Below are 16,762 nucleotides of genomic sequence, written 5' to 3' on the forward strand. Positions count from 1 at the left end.
TAGGCAAAGTCTCGGAATGTACCGTTGAACTTTGGGTTGAAGCGGGTGTTACGGGCAAGTACGTAACAGTTACGAAGGATCGTAACGCCCGGTCCGGCAGCGCTAGCGACTGGTTGGTAAATCGGCGTCGAACGCCGGATTGAGATCGGGGAGTTCATTGGCCGGCACCGGCTCGTCGTCGAAGATTTGCTCGAGCCAGCGGCTTCTGGCTTTGCCAAGGCCGGCTCTAAGCGGCAGGAGATTCGGCTTCTGCGCCGCGTCCTGCTGGTCTCGATAAAGCGACTGCTGGTGGTTGGCGAAGGCGGCCCTTGTCTCCGGGTCGGCGAAGCGATCGAGCCACTGGGTCATTGGAACATTCCCCGTCTTGCGCGACCATGCGTCGATCGCCGCCTCGAACCGCTCTGCGTCGCCGCTGCGGCATCCCTCGTCGACGCGATGGAAAGCCGTTGCCTCGGACTGCGCCTTGCGCGTCCGTATTTCGTCAAACCATGCCTGGATACGGCCGGCCATAACGGCGGCAAAGTGGATCAGGAGCGCCAGTGCCACCACCACCAGGCCTGCGCCGACCCACCACTGCCAGTCGAATGGCGCATTCTCCGGCGGCGGGTGCGGCGGGGCAAGGGCGGTCGCATCTGCAGGTGCTGCCACAAACGAAACCTTGGCCAACGGCGCTTCGGCCGTTTGCGTCTTGCCGCGCGACGGATTGAACCACTGCAGGCTGATTGCGGGGATCGTGTAGGTCCCGGCTTTCGCGAAGACATAGGTGGCCGTGTCCTTGCGGACGCCGCCCAGGAACACGCCGCGATCCGACCTATGCTCGGAGAGCAAGGGGTCGTGGACATAGACTTTGACACCCGCCGGTGCTTCGAAGGACGGCTCCGGGATCATCATCGCCGCCAGTCCATCCGCTTCGACGGTAACGGTGCGAACCAGAGCGTCGCCGGCACGCAGGCTTGCCGGATCACGATCAAAGACCTGCGTGATCGTCACTTTCGCGGCGGTGACGCCGGCCTTGCCGTCAGCGCCGCCGGGTACCGCCGTCACTGTCAGCCGCAGCGTCGGCAATTTCACCCGCCCTTGCGTGGTTTCGCCGGGAACGGCCGCATAACCGAACGGGATATCGACAGGCGGCAAAGTGTAGTCTCCCGCCGCCTGCGGGGCGATGACGTAGGTCTTGCGGATACCGGAGAAATCGACACCATCGATTGTCTCGTTGAGGTTCAGACCGCGATCGTCTGGCATCGTCACGATCGTGCCGGGAAGGTCGAACAGCGGAAACTGTGGCGGCGACAGAAAGTAGTTCGGCGCGAAAACGTCGACGTCGACCTCAACCTGCTGTCCGGCGTAGATCGTTCCCTTGGTGGCGAGCGTGGCGCGGGCGAATGGATCGGCTGCCAGCGCGACGTTCGCCAGCGACAGCCAGAGCGCGAAAATCCCCAGGAGAATCGCGTAGATGCGAAGCTTCATGGTTTCGCATCCTTCGCTTCGATCGCGAACTTCCTTGCCAGCAGATCGGCCGGGGAAACCTGGATATTACGCATCCACATCTCGGCGGTTTGCGGCGCTCCCGCCACCGTGCCCTCCTTGCCCTTGTCGTCGAACTGGATCTGATCCGGATCGAGCCCGGCCGCCTCCTGCTGGGCATCCTGATCCTGCTTGTGCTTGTCTGCCTTGCGTTTCTCGGCCACTGCCAGGTTCTGCCTGGCTTCGGGCCAGTCTGGGCGGCGTTTGAGCGCCTGCTGGTAGGCGGCAATCGCCTCCTCAGCCTTGTCGAGATGCATCAGGGCGTTGCCCTGGTTATAGTAGCTTTCGGCCGTATCGCCCTGCGCAAAGGCATCGATGGCATCCTGATAGCGTCCGATACGAAAGAGGGCGACGCCCTGCCAGGCCGGGTCCTGGAAATCGCCGGCCGCTCCCTGGAAATCGCCGCGATCGATGGCCCGCTGGCCCTGCTGGTCCGGGGTGAACCAGAGATCGGCAAAGCTGCGATCGGCTGCCTCGGCCTTTACCCCTGGCAGCACCGTGCCGACGGCTATCAGATAGACCGCCCAACGGACTGTCCAGCCGCGGCGGAACCACAACGCGGCAAGGAGTGCGATCGGGATGGTCAGCCACCAGCCGGCATCGTACCAGCGCGTCAGGCCTTCGGCGGTCTTTTGCGCGAAGCTGCTCTGGATCCGCCTGATGATCCAGCGCACGTCGCTATCGTCGGGCGTGACTGTTGCGACCTGCGCTTTCGACGCCGCCTGCAATGCTTTCAGCGCATCGACGTCGAGTTTGGCACGGACCCGCGCACCCGTCGCGTCGGTGAGGAACTGGCCATCGGCCGTCTTCACCGGGCCGCCATCGGCGGTGCCGATGCCGAGCACCATCAGGTCGTTGCGGCCCTGATATCGCGCAAAGGCGTCGAATGCCGTGCGCTCGACGCCATCGGTCATGAACAGGATCGTGCCCGGTACGGTCTCGCTGGAAAGCGCATCCTCGGCGACCTGCAGCGCCCTGCCGGTGTCTCGGCCGGTTACCGGCATGATGCTCGGCGAGAGGGCGGCCAGATAGGTCTTGATGAGGTTTGCATCGTCGGTGAGCGGCAGCACCATGTGTGCTGTGCCGGCATAGGCAAATAGGGCAGTACGCGCGCCCTTTCGCAGAGAAAGGATATCCTGCACCTTCAACTTGGCTCGCTCGAGCCGCGTCGGCGAGACATCAGTGGCGTTCATCGTTTCGGTCAGGTCGATCGCGATCGCCAGCGGCGCCGTATCCTCGACGAAGGGCGGCTTTTCACGCTGCCATGTCGGCCCGGCAGCCGCAATCGCGGCGATCGCGATCAGCACGGCCGTCAGGTGAACAGGTTGCAGCCGTCGCCTTCCGCCTTTCTCGATCAGCAGGTGGTCGAGAAGATGTGGCGCGATCATGCCCTGCCATTGTGAGCGCACGTCGGTGCGACGGCCGATCAACATCACAAGCAGGGGCGCCGCCAGCAGCGCCAGCAGCCAGAGCGGCCTGAGGAAATGGAAGTCGGCGATCATGCTCCCGCCTCCCTTTCGCGACGCCGGTCTGCGCGGGCCGACAGCAGCCACATGATTGCGTGATAGACGAGGACGAGGATCAACGCCGCGCCCAGCGGATAGTGGAACAGTTCGATGCGCGGCCGCCAGGACAGGGTCTTCTGGTTTTCCGGCGTCAACTGATCGAGAAGCTCGTAGATATTCTGCAGCGAGGCCTGGTCCTGGCCGAAGAAATATCGTCCATGTGTCGCCGTCGCGATCTGTTGCAGGACTGACGTGTCGAGCTTCTGTTCCCCTTGCGCATTGGGATCGCCGATGCCGACCGTGTGGATGACGATGTGTTTTTCGGCGGCAATGCCGGCGGCCTTGTCGGGCGGCATCTTGCTCGCGGTGTCGTTGCCATCGGTCAGTAGGATCAGCACCTTGTCCGGTGCCGTGCTTTGGTCGAACATCTTGATCGCAAGGCCGATCGCATCGCCGATCGCGGTGCGTGGACCCGCCATTCCCGGCAGGCTGTCGGCCAGCATCGCCTTGACCGTCTTGTGGTCGAGCGTGAACGGCACGAGCGGGTAGGGGGCATCGCCAAAGGCGATGAGGCCGAGACGGTCTTCGGGGCGCTTGTCGATAAAATCGGCGACGACCGTGTGCACGGCATCGACCCGGGCCTGCAGATTGCCGGCCGGATCGTGAAAGTCGCGCGTGTCCATCGATTGCGACAGGTCGATTGCCAGCATGAGATCGCGTTGCGGTTCGGTCTTTTCGATCGGCGGCTCGATATATTGCGGCCGCGCCAGTGCCAGTACGATCAGGCCCCAGCAGATCGGCGCAATCAGCTTCTGCCCAAAGTTCGACTTGGGCACGACCGATCCTTCGGTCGCGCCGATGCCCGCCGCTGCGGTGATGTCCTTGAAAAATGGGATCCGGACCGCCGCCGATTGCTCGCGATAGGCCGGAAGCAGCCACCAGATGACGGCCGGAAGTGGCAGCAGGACGAGCAGCCAGGAATGATCAAGGACGTACATGGTGCGCCTCGATCCAATATCGTGCCGCCGCAACATGGGCTTTCGCTTCGGCCTCGGGAACAGATGCCAAAACCACCGGCCCGCGGTACTCAGCCTCTTCGAAGAAATGCGCCGCGGTTGTGGGAAAGACTGGGCCACCGGAATGGGCGTCGAGGAAGCCGGTCCAGCCCTTGCCGCTCAGATTGGCGATCGTCTCGCGTGGCCAGACCGCAAGCGCGGTGCGCTTGAGAAGGGCGGGCAGGGCAGCGAGCGCATCGCCACGTGTTTGAGCAGCACCAATGCGCTGTTCTATCTGGCGAAGCTCGCCAAGCGCCTCGCGGCGGTAACGATTGAGCTCGCGGTGGCGATACCAGCGCCGGAGCGCGAAGGCGATTGCCAGCAGAACAAGTCCGGCGAGTACCGCCCAGGCCCAGGTCTGCGGCAGCATCGAGACGGGCGGTGGCAAGGCGATATCGGCAAGGCCGCGGAGCGCGGCAGCGAGGCCGGGATCGACCGCTGGCGTGGTCCCTTCCATCGCTACCGTCTCCGCTGACGCCAGGCCAACTGGCCGAGCATGGTGCGCAATTGCGGTGCAATCTCTTCCGCCGAGGAAATCGGCAGCATCGGCAGCCCCAGGTCCTCCTGCCATGCCTGAAGCGCGCGGCCGCGCTTGCGCGCGAAGCTGTCGATCGCCTCGCGGACGTTTGCATGACCGAATTGAAGCTCTGCCTGTTGCGCGCCGCCGCTGACGACGATGTCGCCCTTGCGCGGCAATTCCAGCATGAAGGGGTCGTAGATCAGGATGGCGATCACGTCATTATGGGCAGAGAGCTTGAGCAGCATGTCGCGCGTTTCCAGACCATGCCCGTCGAAATCGCTGATGACGATGATCAGATGGTCATGTTTGGCGATGTTGGCAACGGCCGAAAGCACGAGGTCCAGTTGCTCGTCGCCTCTTGCAACCTTGGAGGTTGCGGTGAGTGCGGTGTTGTGGCGAACGATGACGTCGGCAAACCGAATGACGGCCTCGCGGCTGCGATAGGGCCTGATCTCGTCGACGGTCTCATCTCCGAATACAAAGCCGCCGACCCGATCGCCAAGCGCCGTGATGCGCCAGGCGCAAAGGGCGGCCACTTCCGCCGCGGCAACCGACTTCATGGCGCGACGGCTGCCGAAGAACATGTTGATGCGCTGGTCGACGATCACAAGCGCCGGCCGATCCTTCTCCTCGTCATAAACCCGCACGACCGGTTTGCCGGTCCGCGCCGTCACCCTCCAATCGATGGTGCGGATATCGTCGCCAGGCAGGTATTCGCGAAGCTCCTCGAAGGAAAGCCCACGACCACGCATGCGCGATTCATGGCGTCCTGCCAGCAATCGCCGGACCGGCGCCTTACGCAGGAAGGTCAGGTCACGGGCTGTCGCCTCAAGGCCGACCAGTTCGTCGACGGAGGTGTAAGCGCCCGATGCCTCCACCTTCGGAGGATGGGCAATGCCTTTCGACCGGGCGAATGCGGACAGGGATATTGCCATCGGGCCTCTCCATCTCTCAGGCGACAGCGACCTGCTGCACGATCCGGTCTATGACCTGGTTGGCCGTCGTGCCGCCCGCATGGGCTTCATAGGAGAGGACGAGCCGGTGGCGGAAGACGTCGTGCACAGTCGCCTGCACGTCATCCGGCGTCACGAAGTCTCTTCCCTTCAGCCAGGCATGGGCGCGCGAGACCTTGTCGAGACCGATGACGCCGCGCGGACTGATGCCCACCTGGATCCATTTGGCCACGTCCTTGTCGAGCTTGTCCGGGTAACGTGTCGCCATAACCAGGGCTACGATATAGTCCTCGATCGCGCTCGAGACGGTCACTGCCGAGATTTCCTTGCGTGCCGTAAACACCGCATCCTGAGCCAGCTTTTCGTTGGACTTCACTTTCGAGGCGGCAGCCGTTTCTTCCGACCGCACCAGCCGCATGATCTCGGCCTCCGATTTGGCGTCGGGATAATCGACCTGGATGTGCATGAGGAAACGATCGAGCTGCGCCTCAGGCAAGGGGTAGGTGCCTTCCTGCTCGATCGGGTTTTGCGTTGCCATCACCATGAAGAGGTCGGGAAGCTCGTGACTGTCGCCACCGACAGTCACTTGCCGCTCCTCCATCGCCTCGAGCAGGGCGGACTGCACTTTCGCCGGTGCGCGGTTGACTTCGTCGGCAAGGATGAGATTGGCGAAGATCGGGCCTTGCTGAAAGCGGAACTCGCCCTTGCCGCCTTCGGTGAAATAGACCTCCGAGCCGGTGATGTCGGAGGGCAAAAGGTCCGGTGTGAACTGGATGCGTGACAGCTCGGCGTCGAGGTTCTTCGCCATGCTCTTGATGGCCCGCGTCTTGGCAAGCCCGGGCAGGCCTTCGACCAGCAGATGGCCGTTGCTCAGGAGACCGAGTAGCAGGCGTTCGATCATGCCCTGTTGACCAACGATGGCTTCGCCGATCCGCTTGCCGAGCTGTTCGATGTCGTCACGTGTACCCATTGAGATTTAGCCCCTCCCGCCGGCCCGGCGGCGCCAACCCTTGTGAACTCTCATTTGTGAACTCTGAGGGAGATTAAGGTTACATGCGGCCCGTTGGAAAGAACGTAACAGTAACGAAGCGGGCGATTGTGGTTCTCGATCAATCCACGGGCGGGGCAAACGGGCCCGAATTCGATTCGTGCGCCGTCGTAACAGTTACGTACTTTGGAGTCGGAAAGTTTGCGTCTAGACTTCGGGCTATCAGGATGGACGCGACATCCGCCCGGGAGATCGAAGCCGCATGCAAACACTATCCACAAGGCCGACCCTCGACGAAACGCCAATGGCGATCAGCGCGCGCGAGCCGATCTGGATCGAAGGCGGCACCTTCACGATGGGGTCCGACCATCATTACCCCGAAGAGAAACCGGCTCACCCGGTGAAGGTCGACGGATTCTGGATCGACGTCACGCCTGTCACCAACCGGCAGTTTGGTGCATTCGTCGAGGCGACCGGCTACGTCACCGTTGCCGAGAAGGCGCCTGACCCGAAGGAATACCCGGGTGCACTGCCGGAAATGATGCGGCCGGGGTCGGTGATTTTCGATCCGCCGAAGCGCGTCACCAGCCGTGACCCCTCGCAATGGTGGAACTTCAAGTTCGGTGCCGACTGGAAAAGGCCATATGGCCGGCAGAGCAACATTCGCGGCAAGCTCGACCATCCCGCCGTGCAGATTTCCTATGTCGATGCCATGGCCTATGCGAAATGGGCCGGCAAGGATCTGCCGACGGAAGCCGAGTGGGAGTTCGCCGCCAAGGGCGGCCTGAATGACGCGGAATATGCGTGGGGCGCCGAACTTGTTCCGGAGGGCCGCTTCATGGCCAACACCTGGCACGGTGCCTTCCCGACCGAGAACCTGCGCCCTGACGGCTTCGAGCGCACGTCGCCGGTCGCCAGCTTCCCGCCCAGCGGCTATGGCCTTTACGACATGATCGGCAATGTCTGGGAATGGACAAGCGACTACTGGTCGAGCAACCACCCGGAGCCTGCGCAAAAAAGCTGCTGCATCCCCTCCAATCCGCGCGGCGGCGGCGCTGAGGCAAGCTACGACCCACGGCAGCCGGAGATCCTGATCGCGCGGCGGGTGGTGAAGGGCGGATCGCATCTCTGCGCGCCGAACTATTGCCGTCGCTACCGCCCCGCGGCCCGTCACGCGCATGAGGAAAATGCGGCAACGACCCATATCGGCTTTCGCTGCATTCGCCGGCCGTAGACGTCTAACACCGACAGTCTTGTTTCAGTTGAGGAGGACACCCGATGATTTTGAGGGCAGGAGAGTTCGCGTCGATTGATGTGGATACGCATCGGAAGGGCTGGTGGCGGACCTTTATGGGAGTTGCGGCATCATTCGCATTGATGCTGGCCGCGCCGGCGCTTGTGGTGGCCGCTGATGCACCTCCGGCTGGCCTTCCTTCCTGGAACGACGGTGAGGCGAAATCGGCAATCATCGACTTCGTGACGCGGGTGACGACCGAAGGCGGCCCTGATTATGTCACTGAAGTGGACCGTATCGCCGTGTTTGACAACGACGGTACGCTCTGGACCGAGCAGCCGATGTATTTCCAGGGCATGTTCATCAACGATCGCATCAAGGCTATGGCCCCGGATCACCCGGAATGGAAGGACAAGGAGCCGTTCGCATCGCTGCTGAAGGGCGACATTGCCGGCGTGGCTGCGGCCGGCGAGAAAGGTCTTGTCGAGCTCGCGATGGCGACACATGCAGGGATGACGACGGACGAATTCACGAAGATCGTCAAGGATTGGTTCGCAACCGCGAAACACCCGCGTTTCGACCGGCCCTATAACGAGATTACCTACCTGCCGATGAGGGAGGTATTGGATTATCTGCGGGAAAACGGCTTCAAGACCTATATCGTTTCGGGCGGCGGCATCGAATTCATGCGGCCGATGACCGAGCAGATGTACGGGATACCGCCGGAACAGGTTGTCGGCAGCACCATAACCACCAAGTATGAACTTCAAGGTGACACCCCGGTGCTCATGCGCGAACCGAAGGTGGATTTCATCGACGATGGCCCCGGCAAGCCGGTCGGCATCAACAAGTTCATTGGTCGCCGCCCGATCTTTGTCGCCGGCAATTCCGACGGCGACTACGAGATGCTGCGGTGGGTTACCTCTGGCGCAGGGCCGAGCTTCGGGATGATCGTGCACCACACCGACGACGAGCGGGAATGGGCCTATGACCGCCAGTCGCATGTCGGCAAGCTCGACAAGGCGATGAACGAGGCGGAGCAGCGGAAATGGCTTCTCATCGACATGAAAGCCGACTGGAACAGGATCTACGCGTTCGAGAAATAGACAGTGTGCCGGGGACATCACTCGCCGCCAGCACGGCCGCGAGGGATGTCAATTATACCCGCTATTTCGATGTAAGCTGCGTGAAGGCGATGCCATCGATGTGGCCGCCTTTCAGCCGATAGACAAGCATTTGCATGACCGTCGTGTTCTGTTCGCCCTGTTGCTGGTGGGTGTAACGCACCATGCCTTGCTTCGGAGCTGCGCCGAAGCGTTCCTCCAGGGCTTCCGTGCCGTCCATCAAGGTCGGAACCGGCAGCAACAGCGGCGCGAGCGCAACGGTTGGGGTGTCACATTTATCGGCTTCGTCCGCAACTTCTTCGGTGGAGATGAATGTCACCGGTTTCTGGGCGGGCGTGGCTGCGTCAGATCTGTCGTTCGCGACGAACCAGATCCGCCGCGGCAGATCTCCGGTCGCAAGCTCGTAGCACAGCCAGCCGACCGTTATGCCCTCCACCGTCCGGCTGCGGATATTGCCTCCGAACGTGGCCTTGACCTCGTCGAGTGTCGTCTTCTCGAGCGTGATCGCAAGCGAGCCGGCATTGATGAGATTGTTGAAAGGCGTCTCGAACTGGAGTGTCTGCGCTGTCGCCGTCAGCCCACCAAGGACGAGTGAGGGCAGGCCGCTCAATTTGTCGTCGCTTGCCGCAAGCTCGGTGCTCAGCAGCGTCAGGCCGGTCGCGGCGATCCCTGCAGAAAGGAACGCTACCAAACGTCCGCAATGAGATGTCTTGTCCAAGGATCGCATGGAAATCTCTCCGTTGTACTCAGCACGCGATACGGCCTGTCGCCGAATGTCATCGCGGGCATTCTAAGCATCGCAGTATTCCGCATCGAAGTACGTAACAGTTACAATCGGCGATGAACCGCTGTGGAGAAGCGCAATATGTCAGCTGTGTCACCCCGTGGAAGCCAACTGTAGCGCAATGCCCATGCCAAGCAAGCCGTCGCGATTACGGTAAGCTGCACGTCGTTGGCCTGTGGAGTGGCGGTTGCGATTAACGTGCCCTGGCCTGGCTATCAATGCCGGATCCGACGAGGTGTCATCGGTGCGTTTTCGGGGACGGGATCGCTTCGCCGTCAAGCCAGCGGCGGCAATGTTACTGTTACGTACTTCCGGAAACGGACGGTTCCTGCGATTTTGCGGGGGCAGGAGAGGGATAGGTAGAAGTTGGTCGTTTAGCTGACCCGAGGCTGCACCCGTCAGGTAGGCATATCTCAACGAGACGCTGGCAATCAGAGTACCGGTGGCATTCCGGATCTGTACTGAGGCGCGCGAACGCTATTTTCGCGCGCAGGCGTGGCATGAAGCATCGATCGTCGTTCAAGCGGATAGAGCACAATGCCCAACGAAGCCAAACAACGGGGACTTTTGAAGCTGATGCTCAAGCTTCCGGTGTTGCGCGGCCAGTTGCAACTGCTGAGCGCCAAGAACATGCCGCTCGCCAGCCTTTGCGAGGCATATGACGAGGCAACCTCCATGCTGGATCGACAGCGTCGGCGTGATCCGCAGGATGCGTCGATGGTGGCGGAGTACGAGCTGATCTGTCTAGAGATCGAAGAAGAAGTGATTTCCATCTGCCTCTCCAGTGCAAGCAGTGAATCTAATCCATAGTGATCAGTTGTTCGTTGGTCTGGAATTTTCGGTTTCTATCACTCAGCCCCTGTAATCTTATTGGATTTCCAGTTCACTGGCCGTTTCATTTTGGGGCTGCGGCATTTGTTAGAAAAATGTTTTGTGACTGCCCTACATTTCTCTTTCCGCTCCCGGCTCTGTGATCTAGAGTTCACCTCGCATTTGCACTCTCTCTCGGGTTGTAGGTAAATGGGGGCGCGCTATGAACACAAGAGAAGACGCGGACCGAGCGGCTTACTGCCCAGTTGCCGAGCGCCCGGCGCGAGCCGAACTCGACCGTATGTTGGGCGACCCGCGCTTTCATGGGACAGAGCGACACCGCAAGCTCTTGCGATACCTGGTTGACGAGTTCTTCGCCGGTCGTTCAGCCTCGGTGAAGGCCTATACAATCGCGATCGATGTCTTCGCCCGGCCGAGTTCCTTCGACCCGGCGACCGATCCGATCGTGCGCGTCGAGGCGTCGCGGCTTCGAGCGGCCCTGGCACAATATTACGAGGCGCTTGGCGATGAAGCCGCCCTGCGCATCGAACTCCCCAAGGGCAACTACGTCCCGCTCTTCGTCAGGGCTGACGGAAAACCGTCACAAGCCGTCCTCGCTCCACCGACGATAGCGCCTGATGCCGCCGAGCCACCGCCGCCATCGCCTTCGGCCGTCGCCGTCGGGCGCCGCATCTCCATGGCGAATGTTGCCATTGCGAGCGCCGGGGTTTTGGCGATGGCTGCAGCGTTCTACGTTTCGATGGCCGACCATTTCCCGTGGAAACCGATCCTGTCCGAAAAGCCGACCGTCGTTGTCGACGTGCAGCCGCAACGGGTGAAAGACGGCGAAGAGCAGAGGAAGATTGGCGACTATCTGGTGCATGCCCTGTCGCAGTTCTCGTCGGTACGGACGCTGGCGCAGGAGCAGCCTGCCGGCATCGACGTCGCATCGGTGACAGGTTGGGTTGCACCCAGACCGGCTGTCCGCCTTGCCGGCAGCAAGGAATATAGACTGTCGATCAGCTACAGCATGGCGAACGATGCTCACGAGCTCGCCTGGCAGGTGGTGGACCCACAGAGTAGCGAGGCTTTGCGCTCCGGTGTCTCGAAGCTGCCACTAGAGAGCGGTGATGCCCACCAGATTCAACAAACGCTTCTGGTGAGACTTGCGCGCGCACTTGCGGGCGAAGACGGCGTCATCACCAGCCTGGAGGCTGCACGCCAGGTCAGTGCGCCATCCCTCGGTTATGGCTGCGTGTTGCAGGCCGATATGGCTTTGGCACGAACCGACCCCGAAAATCTCGCAAGCGCGCTTGCCTGCCTCGAGCGGTCGCTTGCCTACAATGCAAACGACGCGGATGTATCGGCAAGCCTGGCAATGATCCTGGTGGTGACGGGCGAAGCGGATACTTCGCCGATCGCTGGCAACAGGGCGTTGAAGCTGGCAGACAAGGCAGTCGCGCTCGCCCCCCAGGCAAGCCAGAGCTATGTGGCGCAGATGATGGCGCGCTTTGCGGCGGGGGATACGGAGGCGGCCTTTCTTTCAGGGCAGCGCGCCAGCGCGCTCAATCCGCTGGACGAGGCCATTCCGGCGAGGTTGGGGCTGTTGCAGTACATCTCCGGCCACTGGTCCGAAGGTGTAAGATTGGCGCGGCTGGCGGAGGCGAATGGGGAGTATGTGCATCACGATGCAGCGCTGACGCTGGCGCTCGACGCCTATCGCGGGCGCCGTTACGAGGAGGCCCTGCTTCGTGTGCGCCAGCTTGCAAACACATCGGACCTGGCCGTCAACCTGCTGCGGCTGGCCGTCGCCGGCCAGCTCGGATTGACGCAGGAGGCGGCCAGCGCTCTTGACGAGGTGCGCGCGCCGACGGGACCTGCGGATATTTCTCTTTTGGCGAAACCGGTGACAAGGAGCTATGCGCCGGAACTGGCAGCGATGATCGAAGACGGCCTCGGCAAGGCCGGTGTCCGACCGGCCGAAAATCCCTAAAGCGCGTCGCGATCTTTCAGATTCGCTTGCTGCGCTTTAAGTTCTTGTTTCTACGCAAAACCGGGGCACACTTTTGCGCGACATGCTCCACTGCATGTTTCCTTAAATCGTACCCGATTTATGGACAAAAACATGCAGCAATTCAAAGCGCTACAGCGACCTTTGCGCGTCTGAAAAGACGCGCGGCGCTGTAGGCGGCGACAAAGCCTGGCCGCCGCGCCAGGCGTTAGTTCTCGTCGGCGACGCGAATGACGAGCTTGCCGAAGTTGTGGCCCTCCAGCAGCCCGATGAAGGCTGCCGGCGCATTATCGAGGCCGTCGACGATGTCTTCCCGGTAGCGGATCTGGCCCGATGTAATCCAACCGGCCATTTCCCGATAGAAGTCGGGGCGCTGGTCGACAAATTCCCTTTGGATGAAGCCGCGAATTTGCAGGCTCTTGCTCAAGACGTCACGCATGACGAGGGGCAGGCGGTCGCCGCCCGTCTGTTCGCCGGGGCGGCTGTTGTATTGTGCGATCAATCCGCAGACGGGAATGCGGGCGAAATCATTCAGCAGCGGAAATACCGCATCCCAAACATGCCCGCCGACATTCTCGAAATAGACGTCGATCCCGCCAGGGCAGGCGGCTGCCAGTTGTTCGGGAAAATCGGCTGCGTGGTGATCGATCACCGCGTCAAAGCCGAGTTCGTCGCGAACGAAAGCGCATTTTGCGGCACCCCTTGCGATCCCGACGGCTCGCGCGCCTTTGATGCGGGCGATCTGCCCGACCGCCGAACCGACAGCGCCGCTTGCCGCCGCAACCACGACTGTTTCGCCCGCCTTCGGCTTGCCGATCGTCAGCAGGCCGGAATAGGCGGTAAAGCCGGGCATGCCCAGAACCCCGAGAGCGGTTGACAGCGGGGCCGCCGATGGGTCGAGCCTGCGCAGGGCTGCGCCATCGGAAACGGCGTAAGCCTGCCAGCCGGAATGAGAAAGCACGAAATCGCCCTCGGCGAAATCCGGGTGACGCGAGCGCACGACGCGGGCTACCGTCCCACCCTCCATCACATCGCCGATCTCGACGGGCCTGGCATAGGATTTCCCGGCATTCATGCGACCGCGCATATAGGGATCGAGCGACAGGTAGACGATCTTCAGCAGGACCTGGCCATCGGCAGGCTCCGGGATGGCGGAATGACCGATCCTGAAATTGTCTTGTGTCGGCTTGCCGTCCGGGCGGGAAGCAAGAAGGATCTGGGTGTTTTCGGAGGTCATGGCATTTCCTTCCGCCGCTGGCGCATGCGCTCTGTGGCAGCGTAGCGGGTAAGATGTTTCTGGTTGGCTACCTTCGCGGGCGTCACTCAAGACGGCAAGCCGCGACTTCTGGCCCTGGGCTCGGTGCCGAACTTTCGAAGCTTTGGCCGATAATCGAATATGACAATGGCCCAACCGTTGCCGACGGTTGGGCCATTGAACCCATTGTTGATTTCGCCGGGTTACGCCGCGTCGATCGCCTGCTTCAGGTCGGCGATAATGTCGTCAGGATGCTCGATGCCAACAGACAGTCTGACATAGCCGGGGGTGACACCGGTTCTGAGCTGGTCCACCTCGGAGAGCTGCGAGTGGGTGGTCGTAGCCGGGTGGATCGCCAGCGACCGCGCGTCACCGATGTTGGCGACGTGGTAGAGCAATTGTAGTCCGTCGATGAAGCGGCGTCCGGCCTCGCGTCCCTCCTTCAACTCGAAACCGACCAGTGCACCATAGTGGCCGTTGCGCAGGTATTTCTCGCCGCGTGCCTTGGCGTCGCCGTCCTGAAACTTCGGAAAGATCACACGCGCCACTTTTGGGTGCGCGCGGAGGAAATCCGCGACCTTGATGGCGTTTTCGCTGTGCTGGCGGATGCGCAGCGGCAAGGTTTCCAGCCCCTGAATGAACTGGAACACATTCTGCGGGCTGATGGCAGCGCCGAGGTCGCGCAGGAGAACGGCGCGGGCACGCAAGATATAGGGGTGAAAGTCGATGGCGGCGGCTTTTTCCAGCCAGGTCTTGCCCTGATAGCTCGCATCCGGCTCGTGCAGATTGGGATGGCGCTCGGCGTGTTCGTGCCACGGAAAAGTGCCGCCATCGATGATGGCGCCGCCGATGGAGGTGCCGTGTCCGCCGATATATTTCGTGGTGGAATAGACGACGATAGCGGCCCCGTGATCGAAGGGGCGGATGGTCAGGGGCGCCGCCGTGTTGTCGATAATCAGCGGAATGCCGAACCGACGGCCGATCTCGGCGACTTCGCCGATCGGGAAGACTTCGAGGCTCGGATTGGGAAGCGACTCCGCGTAATAGGCCCGTGTCCTCTCGTCGGTCGCCTTCGCAAATGCCTCCGGATCGGACGCATCGACGAAACGCACCTCGATGCCGAAACTCTTCAGCGTTGAGGCAAAGAGCGCCCAGGTGCCGCCGTAGAGCCCGGCGGCGCTGACGATATTGTCGCCGGATCGAGCAAGATTGAGCACGGCGAAGGCCGACGCCGCCTGGCCGGAGCCAAGCGCGAGGGCGGCGGCACCACCCTCGATTTCGGCGAGGCGCTGTTCGAATGCGTCCTGCGTCGGATTGGACACGCGGGTGTAGAGATGGCCGGCCGCCTCAAGCGCAAACAGCTTGTCTGCGCCATCGGTGCCCGGCAGCTGATAGGACGTCGTCTGGTAGATCGGCACGGCGACGGCGCCGCTCACCGGATCGAAACGGTAGCTGCCGCCATGAAGCGCCAGCGTTTCGGGCTGAAGCGGTCGCGACGTATCGCGCAGGCCGCTCGGAGCCTTGATTTCGACTGCAGGCTCCTCAGGCTTTTGATGGATCGTCATGGATTGCTTCCTTCAGCGTTCGATTGGTTGCAGTGGGATGGATCAGGCCGGCACCGGCGCCTTCAGCTGCTCGACAAGATCGGCATGGTGGGCAGCGGCGACGTCGGGGTGCGACCTGAGGCGTGATTTCAGGACATTGCGCCCGACCTCGTGGAACAGCGGGTTGAGCGGGTCCTGCGTCACGCCGCGAACCTCGGCCGCAAGTTCGGGCGGCAGATCGAGCACCGGGATGGTCGAGGCGAGGTTGGCGCCAAGGAAGAAGGCGACCGAGCGGCGATCGCCGCCGGCGGGCGGCGTGATGACGCGGTGGATATTGGCGAGCAGGTAGCCGTTCGATGCCAGTTCCAGCAGTTCGCCGACATTGATGACGAAGGTGCCGCGCTTCGGCGGCGCATCGATCCAGCCACCCTTGCCGTCATCGACCTGGAGGCCGCCGACTTCATCCTGAAGCAGGATGGTTACGAAACCGCCGTCCTTGTGTGCGCCGACGCCCTGGTCGCTTTCGGTCTTGTCGCGGCCGGGATAGCGGATGATCTTCAACAGCTGGTTGGGGCCGTCGCGATAGATAGGCTCGAACACGTCGGCGCGCTGTCCGAGCGCCTCGGCGAAAACCTCGATCAGGCGGATGCCAAGTCGGGTCACCGCCTCGATCCAGGCGAGGATCGCCGGCTTCAGCTCGGGCAAGGCGTCCGGAAACTGGTTGGGGCCGACCAGGCGCTTCCACGGTGCATCGTTTGCGTGGATCGCGAGGGGCGCGCGCTCGGGTCCGAAATCCACCTGCTCGCGCCAATCCTGCGTCCCGCGGGTATATTCGAGACCTGCGCGATTGTAGCCGCGAAAGTGCGGCGACTTGCGCATCTCGATCGCCAGCTTGTCCTGTTCCGGCAGGGTGAAGAAACGGCGCGAGAGATCGAGGACGCCATCGATCTGTTCCTGCGGGATGCCGTGTCCCTCGAGGTAGAAAAAGCCCACCGAGCGGGCGACGCTGCGCAATTCTTCAAGCGCCGTCGCCGCTCGGGATGGCCCGCCGCAAAGCGTTGCAAATCGAGAACGGGCAAGGATGAGTTGGCGTCGGTCAATGGTGGCTCCCTTCATTTTCTAGGCTGCGACGGGTGGCGATGCCGTCTTCTCCTGTGTGAAGCCGACACGGCGCTGAAATGGCAGGCCGCAGATGCTGAGGGAAGCTTACCTGTCGGCGCCGGTTATTCAATATTGTCTATTGAAAATATAGACTAAATACGGAGCCGCAGGCGCAGAAGCATTTGGGCAACAATCCCATTTGCGAGAATTTCTATTCTGCTCCGGATCGCAGGGGGATCGCCGGCCGTCGCATTGATGCCTCATGACCGGCATTGATCACTGCGATCGCCATGCGCCGGGCGCGGTGGTGGACAAGCGAAAAATGCGACCTCGGCCGTGGTGGAGTGTGGAGTG

At 62.0% G+C, this 16,762-nt stretch carries 13 protein-coding genes and 1 pseudogene; 4 read left to right on the forward strand and 10 right to left on the reverse strand.

Annotation, left to right across the window (positions count from 1 at the left end):
* Positions 1-102: 102 nt before the first annotated feature.
* The 6 genes from BKP54_RS07490 to BKP54_RS07515 are packed head-to-tail and all read right to left on the reverse strand — an operon-like array spanning position 103 to position 6,527.
* A complete protein-coding gene (locus BKP54_RS07490; RefSeq protein ID WP_084814330.1) occupies positions 103-1,467 on the reverse strand; it encodes a BatD family protein in 1,365 nt (454 codons plus the stop codon).
* Positions 1,464-3,026, reverse strand: a complete 1,563-nt coding sequence (locus tag BKP54_RS07495) for a VWA domain-containing protein (RefSeq protein WP_084814331.1) — start codon at positions 3,024-3,026, stop codon at positions 1,464-1,466. The genes BKP54_RS07490 and BKP54_RS07495 overlap by 4 nt, the downstream gene beginning before the upstream one ends.
* Entirely contained in the window at positions 3,023-4,027 is a 1,005-nt protein-coding gene (locus BKP54_RS07500; protein ID WP_057211354.1) for a VWA domain-containing protein, read from the reverse strand. Before BKP54_RS07500 ends, BKP54_RS07495 begins: the two co-directional genes overlap by 4 nt.
* Positions 4,014-4,541, reverse strand: a complete 528-nt coding sequence (locus tag BKP54_RS07505) for a DUF4381 domain-containing protein (protein WP_057211353.1) — start codon at positions 4,539-4,541, stop codon at positions 4,014-4,016. Before BKP54_RS07505 ends, BKP54_RS07500 begins: the two co-directional genes overlap by 14 nt.
* Positions 4,542-4,543: 2 nt before the next feature.
* Entirely contained in the window at positions 4,544-5,539 is a 996-nt protein-coding gene (locus BKP54_RS07510; RefSeq protein ID WP_084814332.1) for a DUF58 domain-containing protein, read from the reverse strand.
* 16 nt (positions 5,540-5,555) lie between these two features.
* Positions 5,556-6,527, reverse strand: a complete 972-nt coding sequence (locus BKP54_RS07515) for a MoxR family ATPase (RefSeq protein WP_057211349.1) — start codon at positions 6,525-6,527, stop codon at positions 5,556-5,558.
* Positions 6,528-6,849: 322 nt separating this feature from the next.
* Here BKP54_RS07515 and BKP54_RS07520 point away from each other — a divergent pair, with 322 nt between their 5' ends.
* On the forward strand, positions 6,850-7,779 hold the full coding sequence (locus BKP54_RS07520; RefSeq protein ID WP_057211348.1) for a formylglycine-generating enzyme family protein: 930 nt from the start codon (positions 6,850-6,852) through the stop codon (positions 7,777-7,779).
* A gap of 143 nt (positions 7,780-7,922) precedes the next feature.
* A complete protein-coding gene (locus BKP54_RS07525; protein ID WP_057211405.1) occupies positions 7,923-8,885 on the forward strand; it encodes an HAD family hydrolase in 963 nt (320 codons plus the stop codon).
* A gap of 61 nt (positions 8,886-8,946) precedes the next feature.
* Here BKP54_RS07525 and BKP54_RS07530 read toward each other — a convergent pair whose 3' ends face one another.
* Positions 8,947-9,630: a hypothetical protein gene (locus BKP54_RS07530; RefSeq protein WP_057211346.1), complete on the reverse strand. Its 684-nt coding sequence runs from the start codon at positions 9,628-9,630 to the stop codon at positions 8,947-8,949.
* A gap of 594 nt (positions 9,631-10,224) precedes the next feature.
* Between BKP54_RS07530 and BKP54_RS07535 the strand changes: the two genes are divergently transcribed.
* Complete coding sequence (locus BKP54_RS07535) at positions 10,225-10,497, forward strand: hypothetical protein (protein ID WP_057211345.1); 273 nt, start codon at positions 10,225-10,227, stop codon at positions 10,495-10,497.
* A gap of 223 nt (positions 10,498-10,720) precedes the next feature.
* Entirely contained in the window at positions 10,721-12,490 is a 1,770-nt protein-coding gene (locus BKP54_RS07540; RefSeq protein ID WP_128090382.1) for a hypothetical protein, read from the forward strand.
* A gap of 226 nt (positions 12,491-12,716) precedes the next feature.
* Here the strand turns inward: BKP54_RS07540 and BKP54_RS07545 are convergent, their stop codons facing one another.
* The 3 genes and pseudogenes from BKP54_RS07545 to BKP54_RS07555 form a co-directional block, all read right to left on the reverse strand.
* Complete coding sequence (locus tag BKP54_RS07545) at positions 12,717-13,745, reverse strand: NADP-dependent oxidoreductase (RefSeq protein WP_084814334.1); 1,029 nt, start codon at positions 13,743-13,745, stop codon at positions 12,717-12,719.
* 221 nt (positions 13,746-13,966) lie between these two features.
* Positions 13,967-15,328, reverse strand: coding sequence for an O-acetylhomoserine aminocarboxypropyltransferase/cysteine synthase family protein (locus BKP54_RS07550; RefSeq protein WP_081788924.1), 1,362 nt, complete (start codon positions 15,326-15,328; stop codon positions 13,967-13,969).
* A 42-nt stretch (positions 15,329-15,370) separates the two neighbouring features.
* A pseudogene (locus BKP54_RS07555) lies at positions 15,371-16,407 on the reverse strand (2-oxoglutarate and iron-dependent oxygenase domain-containing protein).
* Positions 16,408-16,762 lie beyond the last annotated feature (355 nt).

Source organism: Ensifer sp. 1H6 (assembly GCF_001976035.1).
In the GTDB taxonomy this organism is placed as follows: domain Bacteria; phylum Pseudomonadota; class Alphaproteobacteria; order Rhizobiales; family Rhizobiaceae; genus Ensifer; species Ensifer canadensis.